This is a genomic window from Eubacterium limosum, assembly GCF_000807675.2.
GTDB classification, from domain to species: domain Bacteria; phylum Bacillota; class Clostridia; order Eubacteriales; family Eubacteriaceae; genus Eubacterium; species Eubacterium limosum.
The window spans coordinates 3,690,244-3,708,137 of the sequence record NZ_CP019962.1; the positions used below are offsets into that span (position 1 = coordinate 3,690,244).

Below are 17,894 nucleotides of genomic sequence, written 5' to 3' on the forward strand. Positions count from 1 at the left end.
GCATGCGCCTTCGTATATAATGTATGAAAGTGAACACTTGCATTGGAGGCGGAGGCTTTGGACGAGACAAAACAGAAAATCATGGACGCGGCCATGGGACTGGTGCGGGATAAAGGCTATGCGGCTACCACCACAAAAGATATCGCGCGGGAGGCCGGAGTGAACGAGTGCACTATTTTCCGCAAATTCAAAGGTAAAAAGGATATTATCCTGAGCGCCATGGAGGAAAAACGCTGGCTGCCTGAGATCGGGCCGGGTATTTTAGAGAAGGTGTCCTATGAACTTGAGCCGGATCTCAGGCTTTTTATGCGCACCTATCTGGAACGGATCACAGCCGAATTTGTGGGGCTATCCATCGGGCTGCGGGCACCGCAGATCTATGAGGAGACTGCCCCGCTGATAATGAAAATCCCAAAGTCTTTTATGGACGCTTTAAAGGCGTATTTTAAGGAGATGGCCGCCCGGGGGAAAATTGCAGCGATGGATTTTGACAGCCTGGCTATGACCATCTTTTCCGCAACTTTTGGCTATACCTTTCTCACTGCGTCCTTCGAGAACCGGCTGTCTCCTGTTGAGCAGGAGGCCTACATCGAAAAAAGCGCCGCTCTTTTTGTCAGAGGCATTGAGCAGCAGTAAAGTACGGCACCTTCTTTCCGGAGGTGCCAAAAAAATAACCATAATGCAAGCAAGCACTTGCAATACAGGAGGGAATAATGAAAATAACAGGAGCGGCCTTGTTTACAAAGGCTTTAGAAGCAGAGGGCGTTGACATGGTTTTCGGGTATCCCGGCGGGCAGGCCATCGACCTGTTTGACGCGCTGTATGACCACCCGTCCGTCGAGGTGATCCTGACAAGGCATGAGCAGGGGCTTGCCCACGCGGCTGACGGCTACGCGCGCTCTACGGGAAAGACAGGGGTCTGTCTGGTGACCAGCGGGCCCGGCGCCACCAATCTGGTCACAGGCATCGCCACTGCCAATTATGACAGCGTACCCATGGTTTGCTTTACGGGCCAGGTTGCAACTGGACTTTTGGGGAGAGACGCTTTCCAGGAGGTTGACATTGTGAGTATTGTGGGGAGCATCACGAAATATGCGGTCACTGTTTTACGGCGTGAGGACCTGGCTGGTGAGATCAGAAAAGCCTTTTGTCTTGCTAAAAGCGGCAAGCCAGGTGTGGTTGTGGTCGACATTCCAAAGGATGTACAACAGGCCCTTGGCAGTGAAGACTATACACCTTCCAGAACTGAAAAAAGATCAGAAAACCCAGGGCTGAAAGGTAACACATGGGCGGCAGAGGCGGCCGGTATGATAACCAGGGCCCAGCGGCCACTGATTCTGGCAGGCGGCGGTGTACATATCGCTGGTGCTTCTGCCGCGCTCCAGACCTTTGCGGAGAAGACCGGGATTCCGGTTGTCACCACCATTATGGGCCGGGGTGCGCTGCCGACAAGGCATCCGCTGTTTGCAGGCAATATTGGCATCCACGGCAGCTTTGCGGCTAACTCGGCAGTGTCGGGATGTGATGTGCTCCTGGCGGTGGGCACTCGCCTGAATGACCGCATAACCGGGCGCACTGCAGATTTCGCAAAACACGCAAAGCTTATCCATATCGACATTGAGCCCTCGATCCTGTCCAGAAATGTACTTGCCTCTCTGGCCGTGACAGCAGACGCGGGGAAGGCCCTCGCTGCTCTGGACAGGCAGATGGACAAAACGGAGTTCGGATGCTGGCAGCGCCAGATCAGAGACTGGCAGACCCGGCATCCGCTTGGCATGGCAGGTAAGGGGCTGACGCCACAGCAGATCATCGAAGCGGTCAGCACACTTCTGCCTGAAGCCATTGTGGTAACCGATGTGGGGCAGAACCAGCTCTGGACCACCCAGTTTCTGGAACAAAGCGGCGGCAGGCGGCTCATCACCTCCGGCGGTCTGGGCACCATGGGCTATGGGCTGCCTGCTGCTGTCGGAGCCAGTCTGGGAAATCCGGGACGGCGGGTTGTGGCTATCATGGGAGATGGCGGGCTTCAGATGGTCAGTCAGGAGCTGGCCACCGCTGTGGTCTACGGCCTGCCTGTTATCCTCTGTGTGCTCAACAACGGCTGGCTGGGAAATGTGCGCCAATGGCAGGAGCTGTTTTACGGAAAGCGTTACTCAAGCACCTGCCTGCGGGCCAGAAGAAGCTGCAAACAGTGCTGCTCCGGGCCGTCCGGGGATTGTCCCGAGTACACGCCGGATTTTATCCGTCTGGCTGAGAGCTATGGTATATCTGCCTGGCGGGTTACCGGAGCAGAGGATGTAGAGCCGGCCCTCAAAAAAGCCATCGGCCACGCTGCCGGTCCGGCATTCATCGAGTTTATGCTTGAGGCTGAGTCCAATGTGCTGCCCATTGTACCGCCGGGCAATGCCCTGGATGAGATGGAGGGCGTATAACTGCTTTCCTCTGGCAGTGTATGACGGCGGTCTGTTATGGAAATAAAATATTCTAAAGCCATTGCGACCAGGCGGTTTTCAGCCGGCTTACGCAGTGGGGTGTACCTGGTTAAAGCCCAGCACAGCAAAAAAGGCAGCTTAAGACACCATTTTGATAAAGCTGAGAAGCAGCTTCAGGCCGTAGAAAATAATGACCGCGCCGCAGACCACGTTGATGGCCCGCAGAAGCCGGTCGTTAAATTTATGGCTGAACAGGGTGATGAAAACCGTCAGGCCCAGGAACCAGAGGCAGGAGGCTGATGCGACCCCGGCCATAAAGGCGAGGCCCTGCTCTGCGGGCAGGGTGACCCGGAAAGCTCCCAGCATCATGGTGCCGTCGATGATGGCCTGGGGGTTGAGCCAGGTGACCACAAAGGCTGTGGCCGCTACCTGGCGCAGCGGCAGGTTCACCTCCGCGGAGGTATCCAGGGTTCCCTTATCCCGCAGCAGGCCAACGCCAATAACAATGACAATGACACTGCCCGCCAGCAGCACAAGCTTCTGAACCCAGGGAAACTGTTCCATGAGCGCGCCGATGCCAAAGAAGCAGGCCAGGGCCAGGGAGATGTCAAAGAAGATAACGATGAGTGCTGTAGCGGCAGCACGCCTGCGGCTCTGTGTGAGCGCAGTATTGATGACGAACAGATTTTGAAGGCCGATGGGCGCCACGTAGGCCAGGCCCATGGTAAGCCCTTGAAGAAAATGCATAAAGACCTCCTGATACCAACTAAAATAAGAATGTTATGTTATAATTATACGCATTATAAGCGGCTGTGTATACAGCCAAAGCAATAAAAGTTACCCAACCCAGAAACTCATCGAGGAGATGCGACGCGGTTTTGACAGCCTTTAATTCAAAGCCCGCAAGGCAGGAAGGTTAAACAGGACACTCCTCCCATGTCAAATCAGGACAGAGGCAAGATGTTTAAAAACTCCGAGGGCCTTACAGGAGTAGGCATTCCGCGCTTGTCCTCAGAACGACACTAGCGGCCGTCCAGCCTTAACAAAATCCGGACGGCTTTTTTCACGTCTATGGACAGCCCGGTGACACGCGGCGGTTTTCTTCCTATTAGAATAAATATAAATGCGTAAATAGTAAATAACTTAAGGGATGTATCGGCATGCGACAAATCCGACAAACCCGCCACTGCCAGCTGTCCATAGGCAGTGGGAGCAAACAGGTGATATACTAAAGCCATCAAAACGAAAGGAGATCCCCTCGATGGCCTATGAAAGACAGAAGCTAAAAAACGAGCTTAAGATTAATCTGAACTATGGAGAGATTAACGGAAAGATCAAGAAAAAGCTCAAGACCTTCAGCGGTCTGAGTACCGATGAAGCCATTGCCACACCCGAGGCAGTGGTGCGTACCGCCAAAGCCCTGGGCACTCTGATGGACCCCATCATCAGCGATATTACCAATGTGATGTATTACGATAATATTGAAACCGCCTGACCCGGTGTTAAGATTAAATAAAAAACAAGAAAGGAGAAAAAATGGAAACTGTCACCACAAAAAGCCTGGATCTGGAATTTCTGTTAGAAAACGGTGATACAGATACCCTGAGCCTGCCCGACTATCTGGACGGCCTCACCCATGAGCAGATCACCGCAGCGGCCGACATCGTCATCGCACAGAATATTTTCCACCCCGGCGGCTTTGCCTACCAGAAGCTCAAGAGCTACGAATACGTTGATAAAACTGTCCGAAAGACTGAGCTGGAAGTCTGACGGAAAATCTACGGGGCACAGCACATTTTTGCGCTGTGCTCCCTTATCATGATTACGCCCTCTTACCGAAATTTTCAGGATATTGTTGAAATAGAAACAAAAGTTTAATATAATAGAGTGAATAACAGAGAAATGGGAGGACAGGCCGTGAACAAACAGGAACAGGTGCTGGTGGGCTTCAGGGAACTGATGGACAAGATGACCTGGCTCAATAAATCTAAGATGGAGGTCGCACTTAAGGGCTATAAGCCTTCCGAGGTGCATTTCATCGAATATATTGGGAGGAATGCCGATGCCAACGTGACAAGGCTCGCCGAATCTTTTTACATGACCCGGGGCGCCATCAGCAAGATTTCCCGAAAGCTCATGGAAAAGGGTGTGATCGAAAGCTATCAGAAGCCGGATAATAAAAAGGAAATCTACTTCAGGCTGACGGAAAAGGGCAGAGAGGTTTACGCTGTCCATGAAGCCCTGCACCGTGAATTTCAGGAACGGGACAAGACCGTTTTTGAAACCATCACTGAGGAGCAGCTCAATGACATGCTCAGCTTTATGGAACGATATGCCGGCCATCTGGATGCAGAGATCGAAAAGCTGGATACCGGGCGCAAAGAAAAATAGTTTAACTCCTTAAAAAGCACAGGCAGTCTGGCGCCAACGCGGTAGGTTGCATTTTTATTGCCTGTATTTTGTTGACAAGGAAACATAATGATGGTATGATAAATATGTTTCCAAGGAATCAAAAATGAAATACCACTGCAATGGAAGATGTCTTTAAAGGAGAATAAATAACAATGAACAGAAAATCAATCTTTCACAAGGATTTTATACTGGTCGCCGTTGGCCAGATCATATCGCTTTTTGGCAATCAGATTCTGAGGTATGCTCTGCCGCTCTATCTGCTCAACGAAACTGGCTCATCAGCTCTGTTTGGAACCGTCCTGGCCTGTTCTTTTATCCCCATGATTCTACTCTTTCCCATCGGGGGAATCATTGCCGACCGGGTTAATAAAAAGAACATCATGGTGGCGCTGGATTTCGGTACCGCTGTGCTGACGATGCTGTTTTGCCTTCTGGTTGGGAAGGTCAGCATCGTACCGCTTATGGCTGTAACAATGATTGTCCTGTACGGCATACAGGGCGCTTACCAGCCCGCGGTTCAGTCCTGTGTACCGGATCTGGTAGCGGCAGATCACATCATGCAGGGGAACTCAGTGGTCGATCTAATCAGCTCTCTGGCGAGCATGGCCGGGCCTGTCATTGGCGGTATCCTGTTTTCTGTGGTGGGGCTCACGCCCATTCTGTATGTGAGTATCGGCTGTTTTCTCGCGTCAGCGGTTATGGAAACATTTATCCACATGCCCTTTAAGCGGATACAGAGCCGGGAAAACATTATCTCCATAGGTATCAGTGATCTTCGGGAGAGCTTCGGCTTTATTTTCAATGAGCGGCCGATCCTGTGGAAGATGCCGCTGGTGTTTGCGTGCGTCAATCTGCTTTTGACAACCCTGGTTTTAATTGCAGCCCCGGTTTTGATCACCCAGCGCCTGGGGTTTGAGCCGGCCATCGCAAACCGCCTTTATGGGTTTGCCCAGGGCATCATGGCAGGTGGCAGTGTGCTTGGCGGGCTGCTCGCGGGAATTCTCGCAAAGCGGCTGAAACCAGGCTCCATGCCGTTTCTTTTGTCTGGGTGCGCTCTGTCTGTCGGTGTGGTGGGCGTGGCGCTCCAGGTATTAAGCGGCATGGCTGTCTATACGGTTCTGGTTGCCGGGTCCAGCCTGCTGCTGATCTTTTCGACCTTGTTTACCGTCCAACTTATGACCTGTCTGCAGATGCTCACTCCCAGGGAATTGACCGGGAAGGTAGTCTCCTGTGTATTGTGTGTCTGCATGTGCACTAATCCTGTGGGGCAGTTTATTTACGGCATTGTTTTCGAACATATTGGAAACAGCGCTTACTTGCCATTCTACGCGGCGGCGCTCATCATGCTGGGGGTTACGCTATTTACGCACCGTATTTTCGATGAGATCGAACCTCTCATGGCGGGGCAGGCAGAGTCGTGATGCAAATCTGTGCCTGTGGGCTGCCACCTCAGGTTGCGGATATGCAATCAGCAGCTGGTAGACGGCCGGGGCGCTTTCGGTTAAAATAAGAAGAAAAAAGATGGAGGTGTCTAAACATGGGCTTTAGCGATAATTTAAGGCAGATCCGGAGGGAGCAGCGCCTCTCCCAGGAGGAGCTGGCAGAACGGTTGAAAGTCAGCCGCCAGACTGTATCGAAATGGGAGCAGGGAAATGGCTATCCTGAGGTCGAGAAGCTCCTTTTGCTGTCAGAGGTGTTATCGGTCTCTCTGGACCGTCTGATGGGCGGGAATACAGGTGCCGGTGAAGAGGAATGCGCCAGCATCAAAGGCAGCGATCAGGCCCGGCGGATTTTAATCGCCTCTTTTGATGGAAAATCAATTGTGAACTGCTACCGTGTGCAGGCATCACCTCGGTTCAGGACAAGGAAGGATGAGGCTAAGTACGCTTTGTTCGGCGTGGACAGCAGCTCTTTTTGGGGAGAAAATACTACTGTGCTGGGCTGGTATCGGGATGAAGAGGCCCTTGAGCAGGAAATTTTGGAAATTCAAAAGGCCCTGGCTGGTGGCTGCGCCGCTTATACCCTCAAGTATGCGGTTAAAGTAAAGCGGCACTGGGGTAAAATAAAGATTGTGGAGTAGCGGCATCTGTGTTATGCTTGAAGCAACTGAAAAGAGAGGTGGTATTTCTTGAAACGCTGCATTGTAATGACTGGAATAGCGTGCAAATCATTTTAACATAACAGGAGGATAAAATGACTATTCCAGAGAAAAAGATCTATCCCCGTACGGGTGACAGACAAACGATCTATTTAAAGAATGTTATCACCAACCCCAACATAACGGTTGGCGATTATACCATGTATAATGACTTTACCGGAGACCCCGCATTGTTTGAGAAAAACAATGTTTTATACCAGTACCCTGTAAACCACGACCGGCTGCTGATCGGGAAATTTTGTTCCATCGCCTGCGGCGCGCGTTTTCTGTTTAACAGCGCCAACCACACCATGCGCTCGCTCTCAACCTATCCTTTCCCGCTTTTCTTTGAGGAGTGGGGCCTCGACCCAGGAGACGTGGCAGCGTCCTGGGACAATAAAGGAGACATCGTCATCGGCAATGATGTCTGGATCGGCTATGAGGCGGTCATACTGGCCGGCGTGACCATTGGTGACGGGGCAGTCATCGGCACCCGGGCGGTGGTCACAAAAGATGTTTCGCCTTACACCATCGTGGGCGGGGTGCCCGCCCGGCCCATTAAAAAGCGTTTTTCTGACAAGACCATTACCGATCTGCTTGAAATAAGGTGGTGGAACTGGCCAAGGGAAAAAATCGCCCGGAATCTCGCCGCCATACAAAAGGGCTGTACCGGACAGCTGAAATAAAATTTATAGAATGATCAAAACAGAGGCATGGCACATTTTTGCGCCGTGCCTCTCGTTTTATGTTATACTAAAGCCATACTTACTGAACCGGAGGAAATCAGAATATGTCCACCCTGTTTCTTCACGGGCTCGGCCAGAACGAACTGAGCTGGGACCCGCTGCTTTACTATTTATCGGCTGGTGCCGGGAAAATCATGTGCCCGGATTTATCCACCTTCCTGGAAGGCGAAGAGCGTACCTACACCGGCCTGTACCACAGCCTTGTGGAATACTGCGGCCACTGCCCGGATAAGATAAGCCTGTGCGGCCTTTCGCTGGGCGCTGTTTTGGCCCTGAACTACGCCATCGACTATCCCGAGAATGTGAGCACCCTGGTGCTCATCGCAGGACAGGATAAAATGCCCGGGAATTTGCTGAAGCTGCAAAACTGGTTTTTCCGCCTCATGCCAAAACACTCCTTTGAGAGCACCGGTTTTAGTAAAAATGATTTTATCACGCTGACCAGCTCCATGGCAGACCTGGATTTCAGCGGAAAGCTGGGAAAGGTCGCATGCCCGGCACTGGTGCTCTGCGGTGCCCGGGACAAAGCGAATAAAAAGGCCGCGGTCCGGCTTGCGCAGGGGATAAAAGGCGCGAGGCTCCAGTTCATCAAAAATGCCGGGCATGAGGTCAATACCGACGCGCCGGAACAACTGGCAGACTGCCTCAATGATTTCTATGAAGGCCTGGGAAGCTAAGGCGCCGGGCAGGTTCGTTTTCTATTATGGAGGAAAAGAATGAAAAAAATGCTGCTTGTCTCAATGTTCCAGAACGTTGAGCATTTATTAAAGCGTGTGGAGCCTGGGCTCAAAAATAAAACCGTCACCTACATTCCAACCGCCAGCCGGGTGGAACCTCTGGGATTCTTTGTGAAAATTGGGCGTTGGCGCCTGAAAAAGCTTGGAATGCTGGTGGATGAGCTTGAAATTTCCACTGCGTCCTATGAAACCATAAAAGGCAAATTAGAAAAAAATGACTGTATATACATCACTGGCGGCAATACCTTTTTTCTGCTTCAGGAATTGAGAAGGACAGGCGCAGACAAGCTGCTGGTTCAGGCAGTAAACAGCGGAAAGCTGTATATTGGGGAATCGGCCGGCGCCATTGTGGCCGCGCCGGACATAGGATACTCCGCCATCATGGATAAGGTGGAAAAGGCCCCGGATTTAAAGGATTATACTGGCCTGAACCTGATTGATTTTTATGTGCTGCCCCACGCTCAGAACCGGGAGTTTAAAAAAAGTGTCGAAAAGATCGTGGCGGATTATGGCAAGGCATTGGATTTAAAGGTAATCAACGACCGCCAGACTGTCTTTGTCGAGGGCGAGCGGGTTCAGATATTAGGAGGACGCTGAGAGGTGAAAGGAGAACACACGATGAAATTAGGTATTATCCGATGCATGCAGACAGAAGATTTCTGTCCGGGAACCATGGATTTTAAAGTGATTAAGGAAAGAAAAGGCGCCTTTGAAAGTGTAACAGAGGATATTGAGCTTATCGGCTTTACCAGCTGTGGTGGGTGCCCTGGAAAGAAAGCCGTTCTCAGGGCAAGAGAGCTTGTGAAAAGAGGGGCGGACACCATCGCCTTTGCCTCCTGTATCCAAAACGGAAACCCTATTGGTTATCCATGTCCATTCGCCAGGAAAATGAAGGATATTGTCCAGAAAGACCTGAAGGATGAAAAAATTCGCTTTATTGATTATACGCATTGAGAAATGCAAAAAAAACAACTGGAAATTTTTTGAGAAACTCATACAAAAACGGAGGCAGTATTCAGTATGCTGACATACAGAAAAGCCGGTATTAAGGATGTTTTTTTGCTGATAAGTCTTTATAACTCAGCATTTTACGAAGATTATATTCATTATGGCAAATGTCCTGGCTATGGAAAATCTAAAAAAGAAATGGAAACATCAATTTCAACCTTTTCTAAATATATTATAAGCTGTCAAAGCACGCCTGTAGGTGTTATTTCTTTTAAAAATCAAGGGGATGGTTCATATTATTTAGGTTGTCTTTGTGTTATACCGCCCTATCAAAAAAAAGGAATTGGTACACATGCTTTTCAGTATATGCTATCCTTATGTTCTGATTGGAAACGGATCACTCTGATTACGCCTGTTGATAAAAAAGAAAATCTAAACTTCTACACCCAAAAATGTGGTTTTAAAAAAGGAAATAAAAGAATGGATCAAGAGATCGAAGTCGTTGAGTTTTTTGTGAAACGTTAAACTTAGAGCTAATAGTCGTGTTAATGGAACAAAGATTATTTTAATCTGTCCGGAGGAATTAATGTTTATAGAAGAATTCTGACATTCTGTGATACATACGAGGCGATGTGAAATGAAAATAATAATTGTCCAATTCAATCATGGAGAGAAAAAGCACTGACTCTCCGTTTGTCACTAAACAAGGAGGGTATCCATGGAAATTTTAAGTTTTAAAAAGGAACACATCAAAGAGGCAATGGCAATTGCTCTGGAAAATTATTATGAAGAGCAAAAATCTGTAAAAGAATTACCACGAATAAATGAGATTCCCGATTTACGGATTTTTTCGGAGAATGGATTAGGAGTCTCAGCATTTGAAGATTATAAAATGATCGGGTTTTTATGCTGTTACAGCCCATGGGATCATGCTTTCGGATCAACCGCAAAAGGTACTTTTTCACCAATCTACGCTCATGGTGCAGTATCTGAAAAAAGAAAACTGATCTATTAGAAATTATATCAAGCGGCTGCAGAAAAATGGATAGAGCACCAAATTACTTACCATGCAATTGCAATGTATGCACACGATAAACAAGCGTTACATGCATTTAGTATGTACGGATTTGGTATTCGGTGCGTTGATGCAATAAGAGCAATAAGTAATAATATTGAAAGTCTGCCACAGAAAAAACTTACATTAAAAGAATTATCGATAGAAGAAATGATGGAAATTAAGGAGATGTATGAACTGCTGTCCGAGCATTTAGGAAAGAGTCCATGCTTTTTATATACAGGAGAACGGAGTTTTTCAAGATGGATTACAGAAAAAATAAAAAGTAAAAGTTCAAAAGTGTATGTTGCGAAAATTGATCAGAAGCCCGTTTCGTTTATTGCTGTCAGTAACACTGGCGAGAATTTTGTTACAGAAGTAGAAGGAATGAAAAATATCTGCGCAGCGTTCTGCCTGTCAGAATATCGTGGAAAGGGCATTTTTCAGAACCTGTTAAATTATGTGATAAGACAGTTAAATCAGCAGGGGGTACGATACTTAGGGGTTGATTTTGAAAGCTTTAATCCCACGGCAAGTGGTGTGTGGAATAAATATTTTACTCCATATACAAATAGCATTGTTCGCAGAATTGACGAATACGTGTTAAATAAATAAGCTGTCTGGAGGAGTCATTGGGCGATATTTTAGTAATATATCGTTTGGATTTGTTATATTGTAATCGTACAAGTCAAGATTGGAGGTGCGCGGCAAATGAATTTCCGCTACGGCACAGAAGCAACCGATTATCTGAAGCAAAAGGATAAAAAACTGGGTGAAGTCATTGAGAAAATTGGTATAATTGAGCGCGCCGCAGATACGGATTTGTTCGCATCGGTTGTTCACCATATTGTTGGCCAGCAGATTTCAACAAAGGCTCAGGCGACGATATGGCAGCGGATTAACGACACTTTCGGTGTGCTAAACGCTGACGTCATTTTAGGCGCAGGCATCGACAGGCTGCAGGGCTTTGGCATAACCTTCCGCAAAGCGGAGTATATTACCGACTTTGCAGAAAAGGTTAAGACCGGCGCCTTTGATCTGGAGGGAATCTGGGATAAATCCGACGAGGAGGCCATCGCCAGCCTTGTGTCCTTAAAGGGCATTGGCGTATGGACAGCAGAAATGATTTTACTTTTCTGTATGGAGCGTCAAGATGTTTTCAGCTATGACGATCTGGCCATCAGGCGCGGCCTGCGGATGGTGTACCATCACCGGGAGATTGACAGGGAACGTTTTGAGCGGTACCGCAGGCGCTACAGTCCCTATTGCAGTGTCGCGAGCCTGTACCTTTGGGCCGTAGCAGGCGGCGCGGTTCCCGAGATGAAAGATTATGCGCCAAAGAGAAAGCCTGTTAAAAAGAAAAAGGCTTGTAAAGCCGCAGAATGATTGAAAGCAGGAGGATAAAAAATGTCAGATGTAAGGATTTATACTTGTCAATACGCTTCGCCCCTGGGCGGGATTACAATGGCCAGCGACGGCTCAGCGCTGACGGGGCTTTGGTTTGACGGACAGAAATACTTTGGGGATACGCTGCCAGAGCAATACGAAGCGGGGGAACTGCCTGTCTTTGATGCGGCAAAAAAATGGCTGGATATTTATTTTCAGGGGAAGTCACCTGATTTTACACCGCCGCTGCTGCTTGATGCCAGCCCCTTTCGCAGGGCAGTATGGGAAATACTGCTTACGATTCCTTTTGGGGAAACTATGACTTACGGGGAAATCTCGGATAAAATCGCAAAGCAAAGGGGCGCTGCCAGAATGTCCGCGCAGGCGGTCGGGGGCGCTGTGGGACACAATCCGATTTCCATTATTGTGCCCTGCCACAGGGTAGTGGGAACGAGCGGCAGCCTGACAGGCTACGCGGGAGGCATTGATAAAAAAGTAAAGCTGCTTACACTGGAAAAAGCAGAGATGTCGGGCTTTTTTATTCCTAAAAAGGGAACGGCGCTGTAAACCAGAAAATTAGGGCTGCAATAATCGAATAGGGCGGAATAAAAACCTGTTATAAACTGAGCACAGCACAATTTTGCGCTGTGCTTTTTCAGTCTTCAGTTACAACGTGCCTTCGGAGATAAAATGTGATATAATTGTTATAAATTCAATAGAGGAGGATAAAAATGCACCGTATGAAAAAGTATTTGCCTTTTATGATTGGCGGCGTTGTGTTGTTGGTGGTATTGATCGGTCTGGTTGTCTGGAGTAACCGGCAGACACCGGAAAGGGTATTGAACCGGTATGTCCAATATGTCAATGAAGGCCGCTATGAGGCGGTGTATGACAAACTGTTATCCGATAAAGCCAAGGGCTACGCAGACCGGCAGACCTTTATTGACCAGTACAAAAATATTTACGGCGGCATTGAGGCGCGCAATATAAAAATAAGCAATATCGTAAAAAGCGATGAGAGCACAGATAATTACACCTATCTCAAATATGATTATGAGATGGACACCGTCGCGGGCCATTATAAGGGCGGAACCAGTGCGCGCATCACCAAAAAAACAAACGGCTGGACCATCGAATGGAATGAGGGGATGATTCTTCCCAGCTTTTCAAAGTGGCAGACGGTTTCTGTGGTGCCGACCACAGCGGAACGCGGCAGCATTTATGACCGCAATGGAAATCTCCTGGCGGGAAAAGGGCAGGTTCTGGAGGTTGGCATTGTTCCTGGGAAGCTGAATGCTGAGACGAAGGACGCAGACTTTCAGTCTATGGCGGCTCTGCTTGACATAAAAACAGAGGATATCCAGTCAAAGCTTTCCCAGGGCTGGGTGACCGATGATGTGCGTGTGCCTATCGCCACCATTGATCTGTCAGACACGGCGCTCGAAGCACAGCTTTTGGGCATTGCCGGCATCTATACGGATACAACCGAGGTGCGGACTTATCCGTATGGTGAAAAGGCCTCTCAGCTGACCGGCTATGTACAAAGTATATCCCCTGAGGTGCTGGAGGACCGCAAGGAGAAAGGATACACGGAGAGCTCTGTCATTGGAAAGACAGGCCTGGAGGCCGCCTATGAAAGCCGGCTCCGCGGGAAGGACGGATGTAAGATTGTGGTTGACCAGGGCGTTGATAATTATCAGGATGAAGCGGGGAACTGGATTCAAAGGCCCAGAATATGGACAGTGGTCGAGGACCCGGCCGAAAAGGGAGAGGATATCACTGTAACCATTGACGCTTCACTCCAGACCAAAATTTATGATCAGTTTGCATCAGATAGAAGCAGCTCTGTAGCCATAAACCCCAAAACTGGAGAGGTGCTGGCACTTGTCAGTACGCCTTCCTTTGACGCCAATACTTTCATCAGCGGATTCTCCGAGGAGGCGTGGAACGCGCTGAGCTCGGATCCCTCCATGCCACTTCAAAACCGCTTTGAGTCCGCCTACACACCGGGCTCATCCTTTAAACCACTGACCGCGGGGGTAGGCATGACAAGCGGGAAGCTTGACCCCAATGCGGACTTTGGCCCAAGCGGTAGCAGCTGGCAGAAAGACCCATCCTGGGGAGACTTGTTGATCACGACCCTCCAGGGATATGACGGGCCGGCTAATCTTGAAAACGCGCTGGTCTACTCAGACAATATTTATTTTGCCAAGGCAGCACTGCAGATGGGTGGTGCAGCTTTTAAAAATGGATTGGAAAAATCTGGCTTTGGTCAGGAACTGGACTTCCCGCTGCCACTGGCCAAGTCTCAGATTTCCAATTCCGGTAATTTCGCGGATGAAGGACAGCTTGCTCAGAGCGGTTATGGTCAGGGGGAGATTCTGGTCAATCCAGTACACATGGCCTCAGTCTATTCGGCCTTTGTCAATGATGGCAGTATGATTAAACCCGTGTTAGAATACAGTGAAACCCCGCAGTTCTGGTATCCGGACGCTTTCTCTAAGGAGGCCGCCGACACCATACGCAACGATCTGATCCAGGTCATTGAAAATCCGGCCGGCACTGCCCATGAAGCCCATTTGGATGGTGTGACCCTGGCAGGTAAAACGGGTACAGCGGAAATCAAAGCCTCACAGGAGGATACGAGCGGCACTGAGCTTGGTTGGTTCAACGCTTTTATTGCGGATTCGGACAGTCCAGAGCAGCTTTTGGTAGTAAGCATGGTCGAGGATGTCAAGGACCGTGGCGGAAGCCATTACCTTGTACCAAAGGTGCGCAGCATATTCTGACCCATTAGAAGCCTGATAAACAGAGGAATAGCCTGTTTATCAGGCTTGTTTTATGCTATACTTACCTTAGTCAAAAAGTCGAATAAAGCAGGGAGGCTGCAAAAATGATGAGAAACCCAGAACAGACAGTCGGCAATATGGCGGATAAAGCCAGTATGGCTCTGATCAGCTATATTGACGGGGAGGGGTATCCGGTCACAAGGGCCATGCTGAAGCCCAGAGAGCGGGAGGGGATAAAAACTTTCTGGTTTACCACCAATACCTCCTCCAATAAGGTAAAGCATTTCCGTCAAAACCCTAAGGCGAGTATCTATTTCGTCGACAGGTGTTATTTCCGTGGAGCTAGCCTGAGCGGAACCGTCGAGGTTTTAGAGACGCCCGAGGCCAAGGAGCGGATCTGGCGGGACGGTGATACCATGTATTACAGTAAGGGCGTTACGGACCCTGACTACTGTGTGTTGAAATTCACAGCCACGAAAGGCAGCTATTACAGTAATTTTAATTCAGAAGATTTTGAAGTGTAAAGGACATGCGGTTTACAGGCATGAGAGAACAGGCGGGACATGATTAAAAAAGCAGAGATCGACAACGGACGCGGCTTTGACTGGAGGCGTACCTCGCAGGATTACGCTAAATACCGGGACATCTACCCCCACGAGTTTTATCAGAAAATCCTGGACATGGGCGCGTGCGTCAAAGGCCAGCGTGTGCTGGATATGGGCACTGGCACCGGCGTGCTGCCCCGCAATTTATATCCATACGGCGCAGCTTTTACAGGTGTTGATATTTCGGAAAACCAGATTCAGCAGGCCATCCTCCTGGCAGGGGAGCAGCGGGCAGAGATTGACTTTTTCTGTATGCCTGCCGAGGAAATGGATTTTCCAGACTTAAGTTTTGATGTGGTCACCGCGTGTCAGTGCTTCACCTACTTTGACCATGAAGCCCTCGCGCCCAGACTGTCTAAAATACTCTGCCCCCAGGGGCGCGTGATTGTCCTGTACATGGCCTGGCTCCCTTTTGAAGACCCCGTTGCGGGGCAGAGCGAGGCTCTTGTTTTAAAGTATAATCCTGAATGGACCGGCTGCGGAGAAAAAAGACACCCCATTGCCATACCCAAAATCTACAGCCAGTATTTTACCATTGAAAACCAGGAGGTTTTTGACTTAAGGGTGCCTTTTAGCCGGGAGAGCTGGAACGGGCGGATGAAAGCCTGCCGAGGGATCGAGGCGTCTCTGCCCGAGGAGGCGATCGCCGCCTTTGATGCGGAACACCGACGTCTTTTGGCCACGGCCGCGCCAGAGAAATTTAAGGTCCTGCACTACGCTGCCATAAGCGTCCTGAGGAAACGATAAGCACAGACACTCCCATTATTTCTCTATTTAAAAATATAATGAAAGGTCAGACAAGGGAATCATGGAAAAAAAGAAAACAATCAAAGGCTGCCTGTGCGCCATTTTCTGTGAGATACTATTTGGGCTGAGCTATTTATTTACCAAGCATGCCACCACGTCGGTGAGTCCGCTCACTCTGCTGAGCTGGCGCTTTGCCATCGCTTTTCTGGTCATCAATCTGTGTGTGGCTGTGGGAGTGGTTAAGATCAGCCTGAGAGGAAAGCGGCTGCTGCCTTTATTTTGGATTGCCATTTTCCAGCCGGTGATCTATTTTGTAGGTGAGACCGTGGGCATCAACCTGACCACCGCCTCGGAAAGCGGCGCAGTCCTCTCTGTCATACCGGCAGCGACCCTGGTGGCAGGGGGATTGATTCTAAAGGAAAAGCCCACAAAGCTGCAGGCAGCGGGAGTGTGCGTCACCATGGCCGGGGTGATGGTCTGTGTCCTCTCCAAGGGGATGGAGGCCTCCTTTAACCCGCTGGGGTATCTTATGTTGCTCATGGCTGTGATTTCCTACAGCCTGTATTCTGTTTTCTCTGAAAAAGCGGTTTCCTTTTCCAGCGCGGAAAAAACCTATGTGATGATCGCCTTCGGCGCCGTCGCTTTTACGGCTGCCGCCCTTGTCCAGAACCTGAGAACCGGCACACTGCCGGAATTTTTATCCGCGCCTTTTACGAATCCCGCTCTTTTAACCGCGGTTTTGTATCAGGGCATTGGCTGCTCAATCCTGGCTTTTTTACTTTACAATCTGGCGATCGCTACGATTAGTACCAACCGCTCAGCGTCCTTTGTGGGCATATCCACCGTGGTTTCCATTCTGGCGGGCGTGTTTTTCCTGAAGGAACAATTTTCCACGCTTCAGGCGGCAGGAGCTTTCTTTGTCATCGGCGGTGTCTATCTGGCGAATCTGACATGCAAAAGCAAGCCTGTCCGGCCTAACAGAAGGGGCGCAAAAAAAGCTGAGTGAACAACTGTATTCTAAAATTAAAGGAGGAAATCATCATGAAAAAAGTAAAGATCACTGTTCTCAGAACAATGCTGAATCAGGATCTGGCAGAGGAGTACGGGGTAGAGGGCCTTACCGCCTGTCCCATGCTCAGGGAGGGACAGACCTTTTATGCCGACTACGCAAAGCCTGAGGGGTTTTGTGATGAGGCCTGGAAAGCGATCTACCAGTACGCCTTTGCTCTGGCCCACGGCGCGGATAAAGAGCTGTTTTATTACGGCGACTGGATCAAAAAACCCGGCGTAGCCATCTGCAGCTGTAATGACGGGCTGCGGCCGGTTATTTTCAAGCTGGAAGCCACTGACGAGGAGGGGCACATCAACTATACGCCGGTGCGTTAATATGAGTCTTTAGAAAAACAGATGTACTCTCCTGCTTCAGGCCCACGGCGCGGATAAAGAGCTGTTTTATTACGGCGACTGGATCAAAAAACCCGGCGTAGCCATCTGCAGCTGTAATGACGGGCTGCGGCCGGTTATTTTCAAGCTGGAAGCCACTGACGAGGAGGGGCACATCAACTATACGCCGGTGCGTTAATATGAGTCTTTAGAAAAACAGATGTACTCTCCTGCTTCAGGCTCGCAGCCCGAGACTGTGCCTTTTATCCAGATAAGAAAAAGGGTCCAGGCGCTGTGGATAACGACCAGGAATCGTGCCGCGCTATCGGTACAGCCGGACACTGGTGAGATAAAACATCAACTTTAGAGAAGAGGATACTGTTATGAGAGGGAATGCCCGCAGCTCTCTTTTTTTCTTCCTTAGGTAAAAGGCTTTGTCTCTCAGGTTTTTGCCACATTGAAGCAGGAGCATTCTCCTGCTTTTTTATTTTGTCCAGAAAATCCGGCGAAAATATTGA

The 17,894-nt window shown here is 49.4% G+C and carries 22 protein-coding genes and 1 pseudogene; 22 read left to right on the forward strand and 1 reads right to left on the reverse strand.

The window, feature by feature from the left end:
• The first annotated feature begins 57 nt into the window (after positions 1–57).
• Both B2M23_RS17260 and ilvB read left to right on the forward strand, forming a co-directional pair.
• Complete coding sequence (locus B2M23_RS17260) at positions 58–636, forward strand: TetR/AcrR family transcriptional regulator (RefSeq protein ID WP_038351716.1); 579 nt, start codon at positions 58–60, stop codon at positions 634–636.
• 77 nt (positions 637–713) lie between these two features.
• Positions 714–2,432, forward strand: a complete 1,719-nt coding sequence (gene ilvB / locus B2M23_RS17265) for a biosynthetic-type acetolactate synthase large subunit (RefSeq protein WP_038351715.1) — start codon at positions 714–716, stop codon at positions 2,430–2,432.
• A 138-nt stretch (positions 2,433–2,570) separates the two neighbouring features.
• Here ilvB and B2M23_RS17270 read toward each other — a convergent pair whose 3' ends face one another.
• Positions 2,571–3,179 carry a LysE/ArgO family amino acid transporter gene (locus B2M23_RS17270; protein WP_038351714.1) on the reverse strand — a complete coding sequence of 203 codons (609 nt, stop codon included), beginning with the start codon at positions 3,177–3,179 and terminating at the stop codon, positions 2,571–2,573.
• A gap of 514 nt (positions 3,180–3,693) precedes the next feature.
• Here B2M23_RS17270 and B2M23_RS17280 point away from each other — a divergent pair.
• The 20 genes and pseudogenes from B2M23_RS17280 to B2M23_RS17375 form a co-directional block, all read left to right on the forward strand.
• Positions 3,694–3,927: a DUF1659 domain-containing protein gene (locus B2M23_RS17280; RefSeq protein ID WP_038351713.1), complete on the forward strand. Its 234-nt coding sequence runs from the start codon at positions 3,694–3,696 to the stop codon at positions 3,925–3,927.
• A gap of 41 nt (positions 3,928–3,968) precedes the next feature.
• Positions 3,969–4,202, forward strand: coding sequence for a DUF2922 domain-containing protein (locus tag B2M23_RS17285; RefSeq protein WP_038351712.1), 234 nt, complete (start codon positions 3,969–3,971; stop codon positions 4,200–4,202).
• Between the two features lie 147 nt (positions 4,203–4,349).
• Positions 4,350–4,823, forward strand: coding sequence for a MarR family transcriptional regulator (locus B2M23_RS17290; RefSeq protein ID WP_038351711.1), 474 nt, complete (start codon positions 4,350–4,352; stop codon positions 4,821–4,823).
• Between the two features lie 173 nt (positions 4,824–4,996).
• The gene (locus tag B2M23_RS17295; protein WP_038351710.1) at positions 4,997–6,265 is read left to right on the forward strand and encodes an MFS transporter; all 1,269 of its coding nucleotides are present in this window, start codon (positions 4,997–4,999) and stop codon (positions 6,263–6,265) included.
• Between the two features lie 116 nt (positions 6,266–6,381).
• Positions 6,382–6,924: a helix-turn-helix transcriptional regulator gene (locus tag B2M23_RS17300; RefSeq protein ID WP_038351709.1), complete on the forward strand. Its 543-nt coding sequence runs from the start codon at positions 6,382–6,384 to the stop codon at positions 6,922–6,924.
• A 113-nt stretch (positions 6,925–7,037) separates the two neighbouring features.
• Positions 7,038–7,667, forward strand: coding sequence for a CatB-related O-acetyltransferase (locus B2M23_RS17305; RefSeq protein WP_110060279.1), 630 nt, complete (start codon positions 7,038–7,040; stop codon positions 7,665–7,667).
• Between the two features lie 104 nt (positions 7,668–7,771).
• Positions 7,772–8,404, forward strand: a complete 633-nt coding sequence (locus B2M23_RS17310; protein WP_038351708.1) for an alpha/beta fold hydrolase — start codon at positions 7,772–7,774, stop codon at positions 8,402–8,404.
• A 39-nt stretch (positions 8,405–8,443) separates the two neighbouring features.
• A complete protein-coding gene (locus B2M23_RS17315; RefSeq protein ID WP_038351707.1) occupies positions 8,444–9,061 on the forward strand; it encodes a Type 1 glutamine amidotransferase-like domain-containing protein in 618 nt (205 codons plus the stop codon).
• Positions 9,062–9,082: 21 nt separating this feature from the next.
• Positions 9,083–9,418 (forward strand): CGGC domain-containing protein, encoded by a 336-nt coding sequence (locus tag B2M23_RS17320; protein WP_038351706.1) that lies wholly within the window; start codon positions 9,083–9,085, stop codon positions 9,416–9,418.
• A 66-nt stretch (positions 9,419–9,484) separates the two neighbouring features.
• The gene (locus tag B2M23_RS17325; RefSeq protein ID WP_038351705.1) at positions 9,485–9,937 is read left to right on the forward strand and encodes a GNAT family N-acetyltransferase; all 453 of its coding nucleotides are present in this window, start codon (positions 9,485–9,487) and stop codon (positions 9,935–9,937) included.
• 193 nt (positions 9,938–10,130) lie between these two features.
• Complete coding sequence (locus tag B2M23_RS17330) at positions 10,131–10,427, forward strand: hypothetical protein (protein WP_052237163.1); 297 nt, start codon at positions 10,131–10,133, stop codon at positions 10,425–10,427.
• A 63-nt stretch (positions 10,428–10,490) separates the two neighbouring features.
• Positions 10,491–11,081: a GNAT family N-acetyltransferase gene (locus B2M23_RS17335; protein WP_081571273.1), complete on the forward strand. Its 591-nt coding sequence runs from the start codon at positions 10,491–10,493 to the stop codon at positions 11,079–11,081.
• Positions 11,082–11,177: 96 nt separating this feature from the next.
• Positions 11,178–11,852, forward strand: coding sequence for a DNA-3-methyladenine glycosylase family protein (locus B2M23_RS17340; RefSeq protein ID WP_038351704.1), 675 nt, complete (start codon positions 11,178–11,180; stop codon positions 11,850–11,852).
• A 21-nt stretch (positions 11,853–11,873) separates the two neighbouring features.
• Positions 11,874–12,419 carry a methylated-DNA--[protein]-cysteine S-methyltransferase gene (locus tag B2M23_RS17345; RefSeq protein WP_038351703.1) on the forward strand — a complete coding sequence of 182 codons (546 nt, stop codon included), beginning with the start codon at positions 11,874–11,876 and terminating at the stop codon, positions 12,417–12,419.
• A 164-nt stretch (positions 12,420–12,583) separates the two neighbouring features.
• Complete coding sequence (locus B2M23_RS17350; protein WP_038351702.1) at positions 12,584–14,641, forward strand: penicillin-binding transpeptidase domain-containing protein; 2,058 nt, start codon at positions 12,584–12,586, stop codon at positions 14,639–14,641.
• 104 nt (positions 14,642–14,745) lie between these two features.
• The gene (locus tag B2M23_RS17355) at positions 14,746–15,165 is read left to right on the forward strand and encodes a pyridoxamine 5'-phosphate oxidase family protein (RefSeq protein WP_181396942.1); all 420 of its coding nucleotides are present in this window, start codon (positions 14,746–14,748) and stop codon (positions 15,163–15,165) included.
• A 39-nt stretch (positions 15,166–15,204) separates the two neighbouring features.
• Positions 15,205–15,993, forward strand: coding sequence for a class I SAM-dependent methyltransferase (locus B2M23_RS17360; protein ID WP_038351701.1), 789 nt, complete (start codon positions 15,205–15,207; stop codon positions 15,991–15,993).
• A gap of 61 nt (positions 15,994–16,054) precedes the next feature.
• The gene (locus B2M23_RS17365; RefSeq protein WP_038351700.1) at positions 16,055–16,999 is read left to right on the forward strand and encodes a DMT family transporter; all 945 of its coding nucleotides are present in this window, start codon (positions 16,055–16,057) and stop codon (positions 16,997–16,999) included.
• Positions 17,000–17,034: 35 nt separating this feature from the next.
• The gene (locus B2M23_RS17370) at positions 17,035–17,379 is read left to right on the forward strand and encodes a TIGR04076 family protein (RefSeq protein ID WP_038351699.1); all 345 of its coding nucleotides are present in this window, start codon (positions 17,035–17,037) and stop codon (positions 17,377–17,379) included.
• Between the two features lie 40 nt (positions 17,380–17,419).
• Positions 17,420–17,575 (forward strand): annotated as a pseudogene (locus B2M23_RS17375) (TIGR04076 family protein); the annotation flags it as partial.
• Between the last annotated feature and the right edge of the window lie 319 nt (positions 17,576–17,894).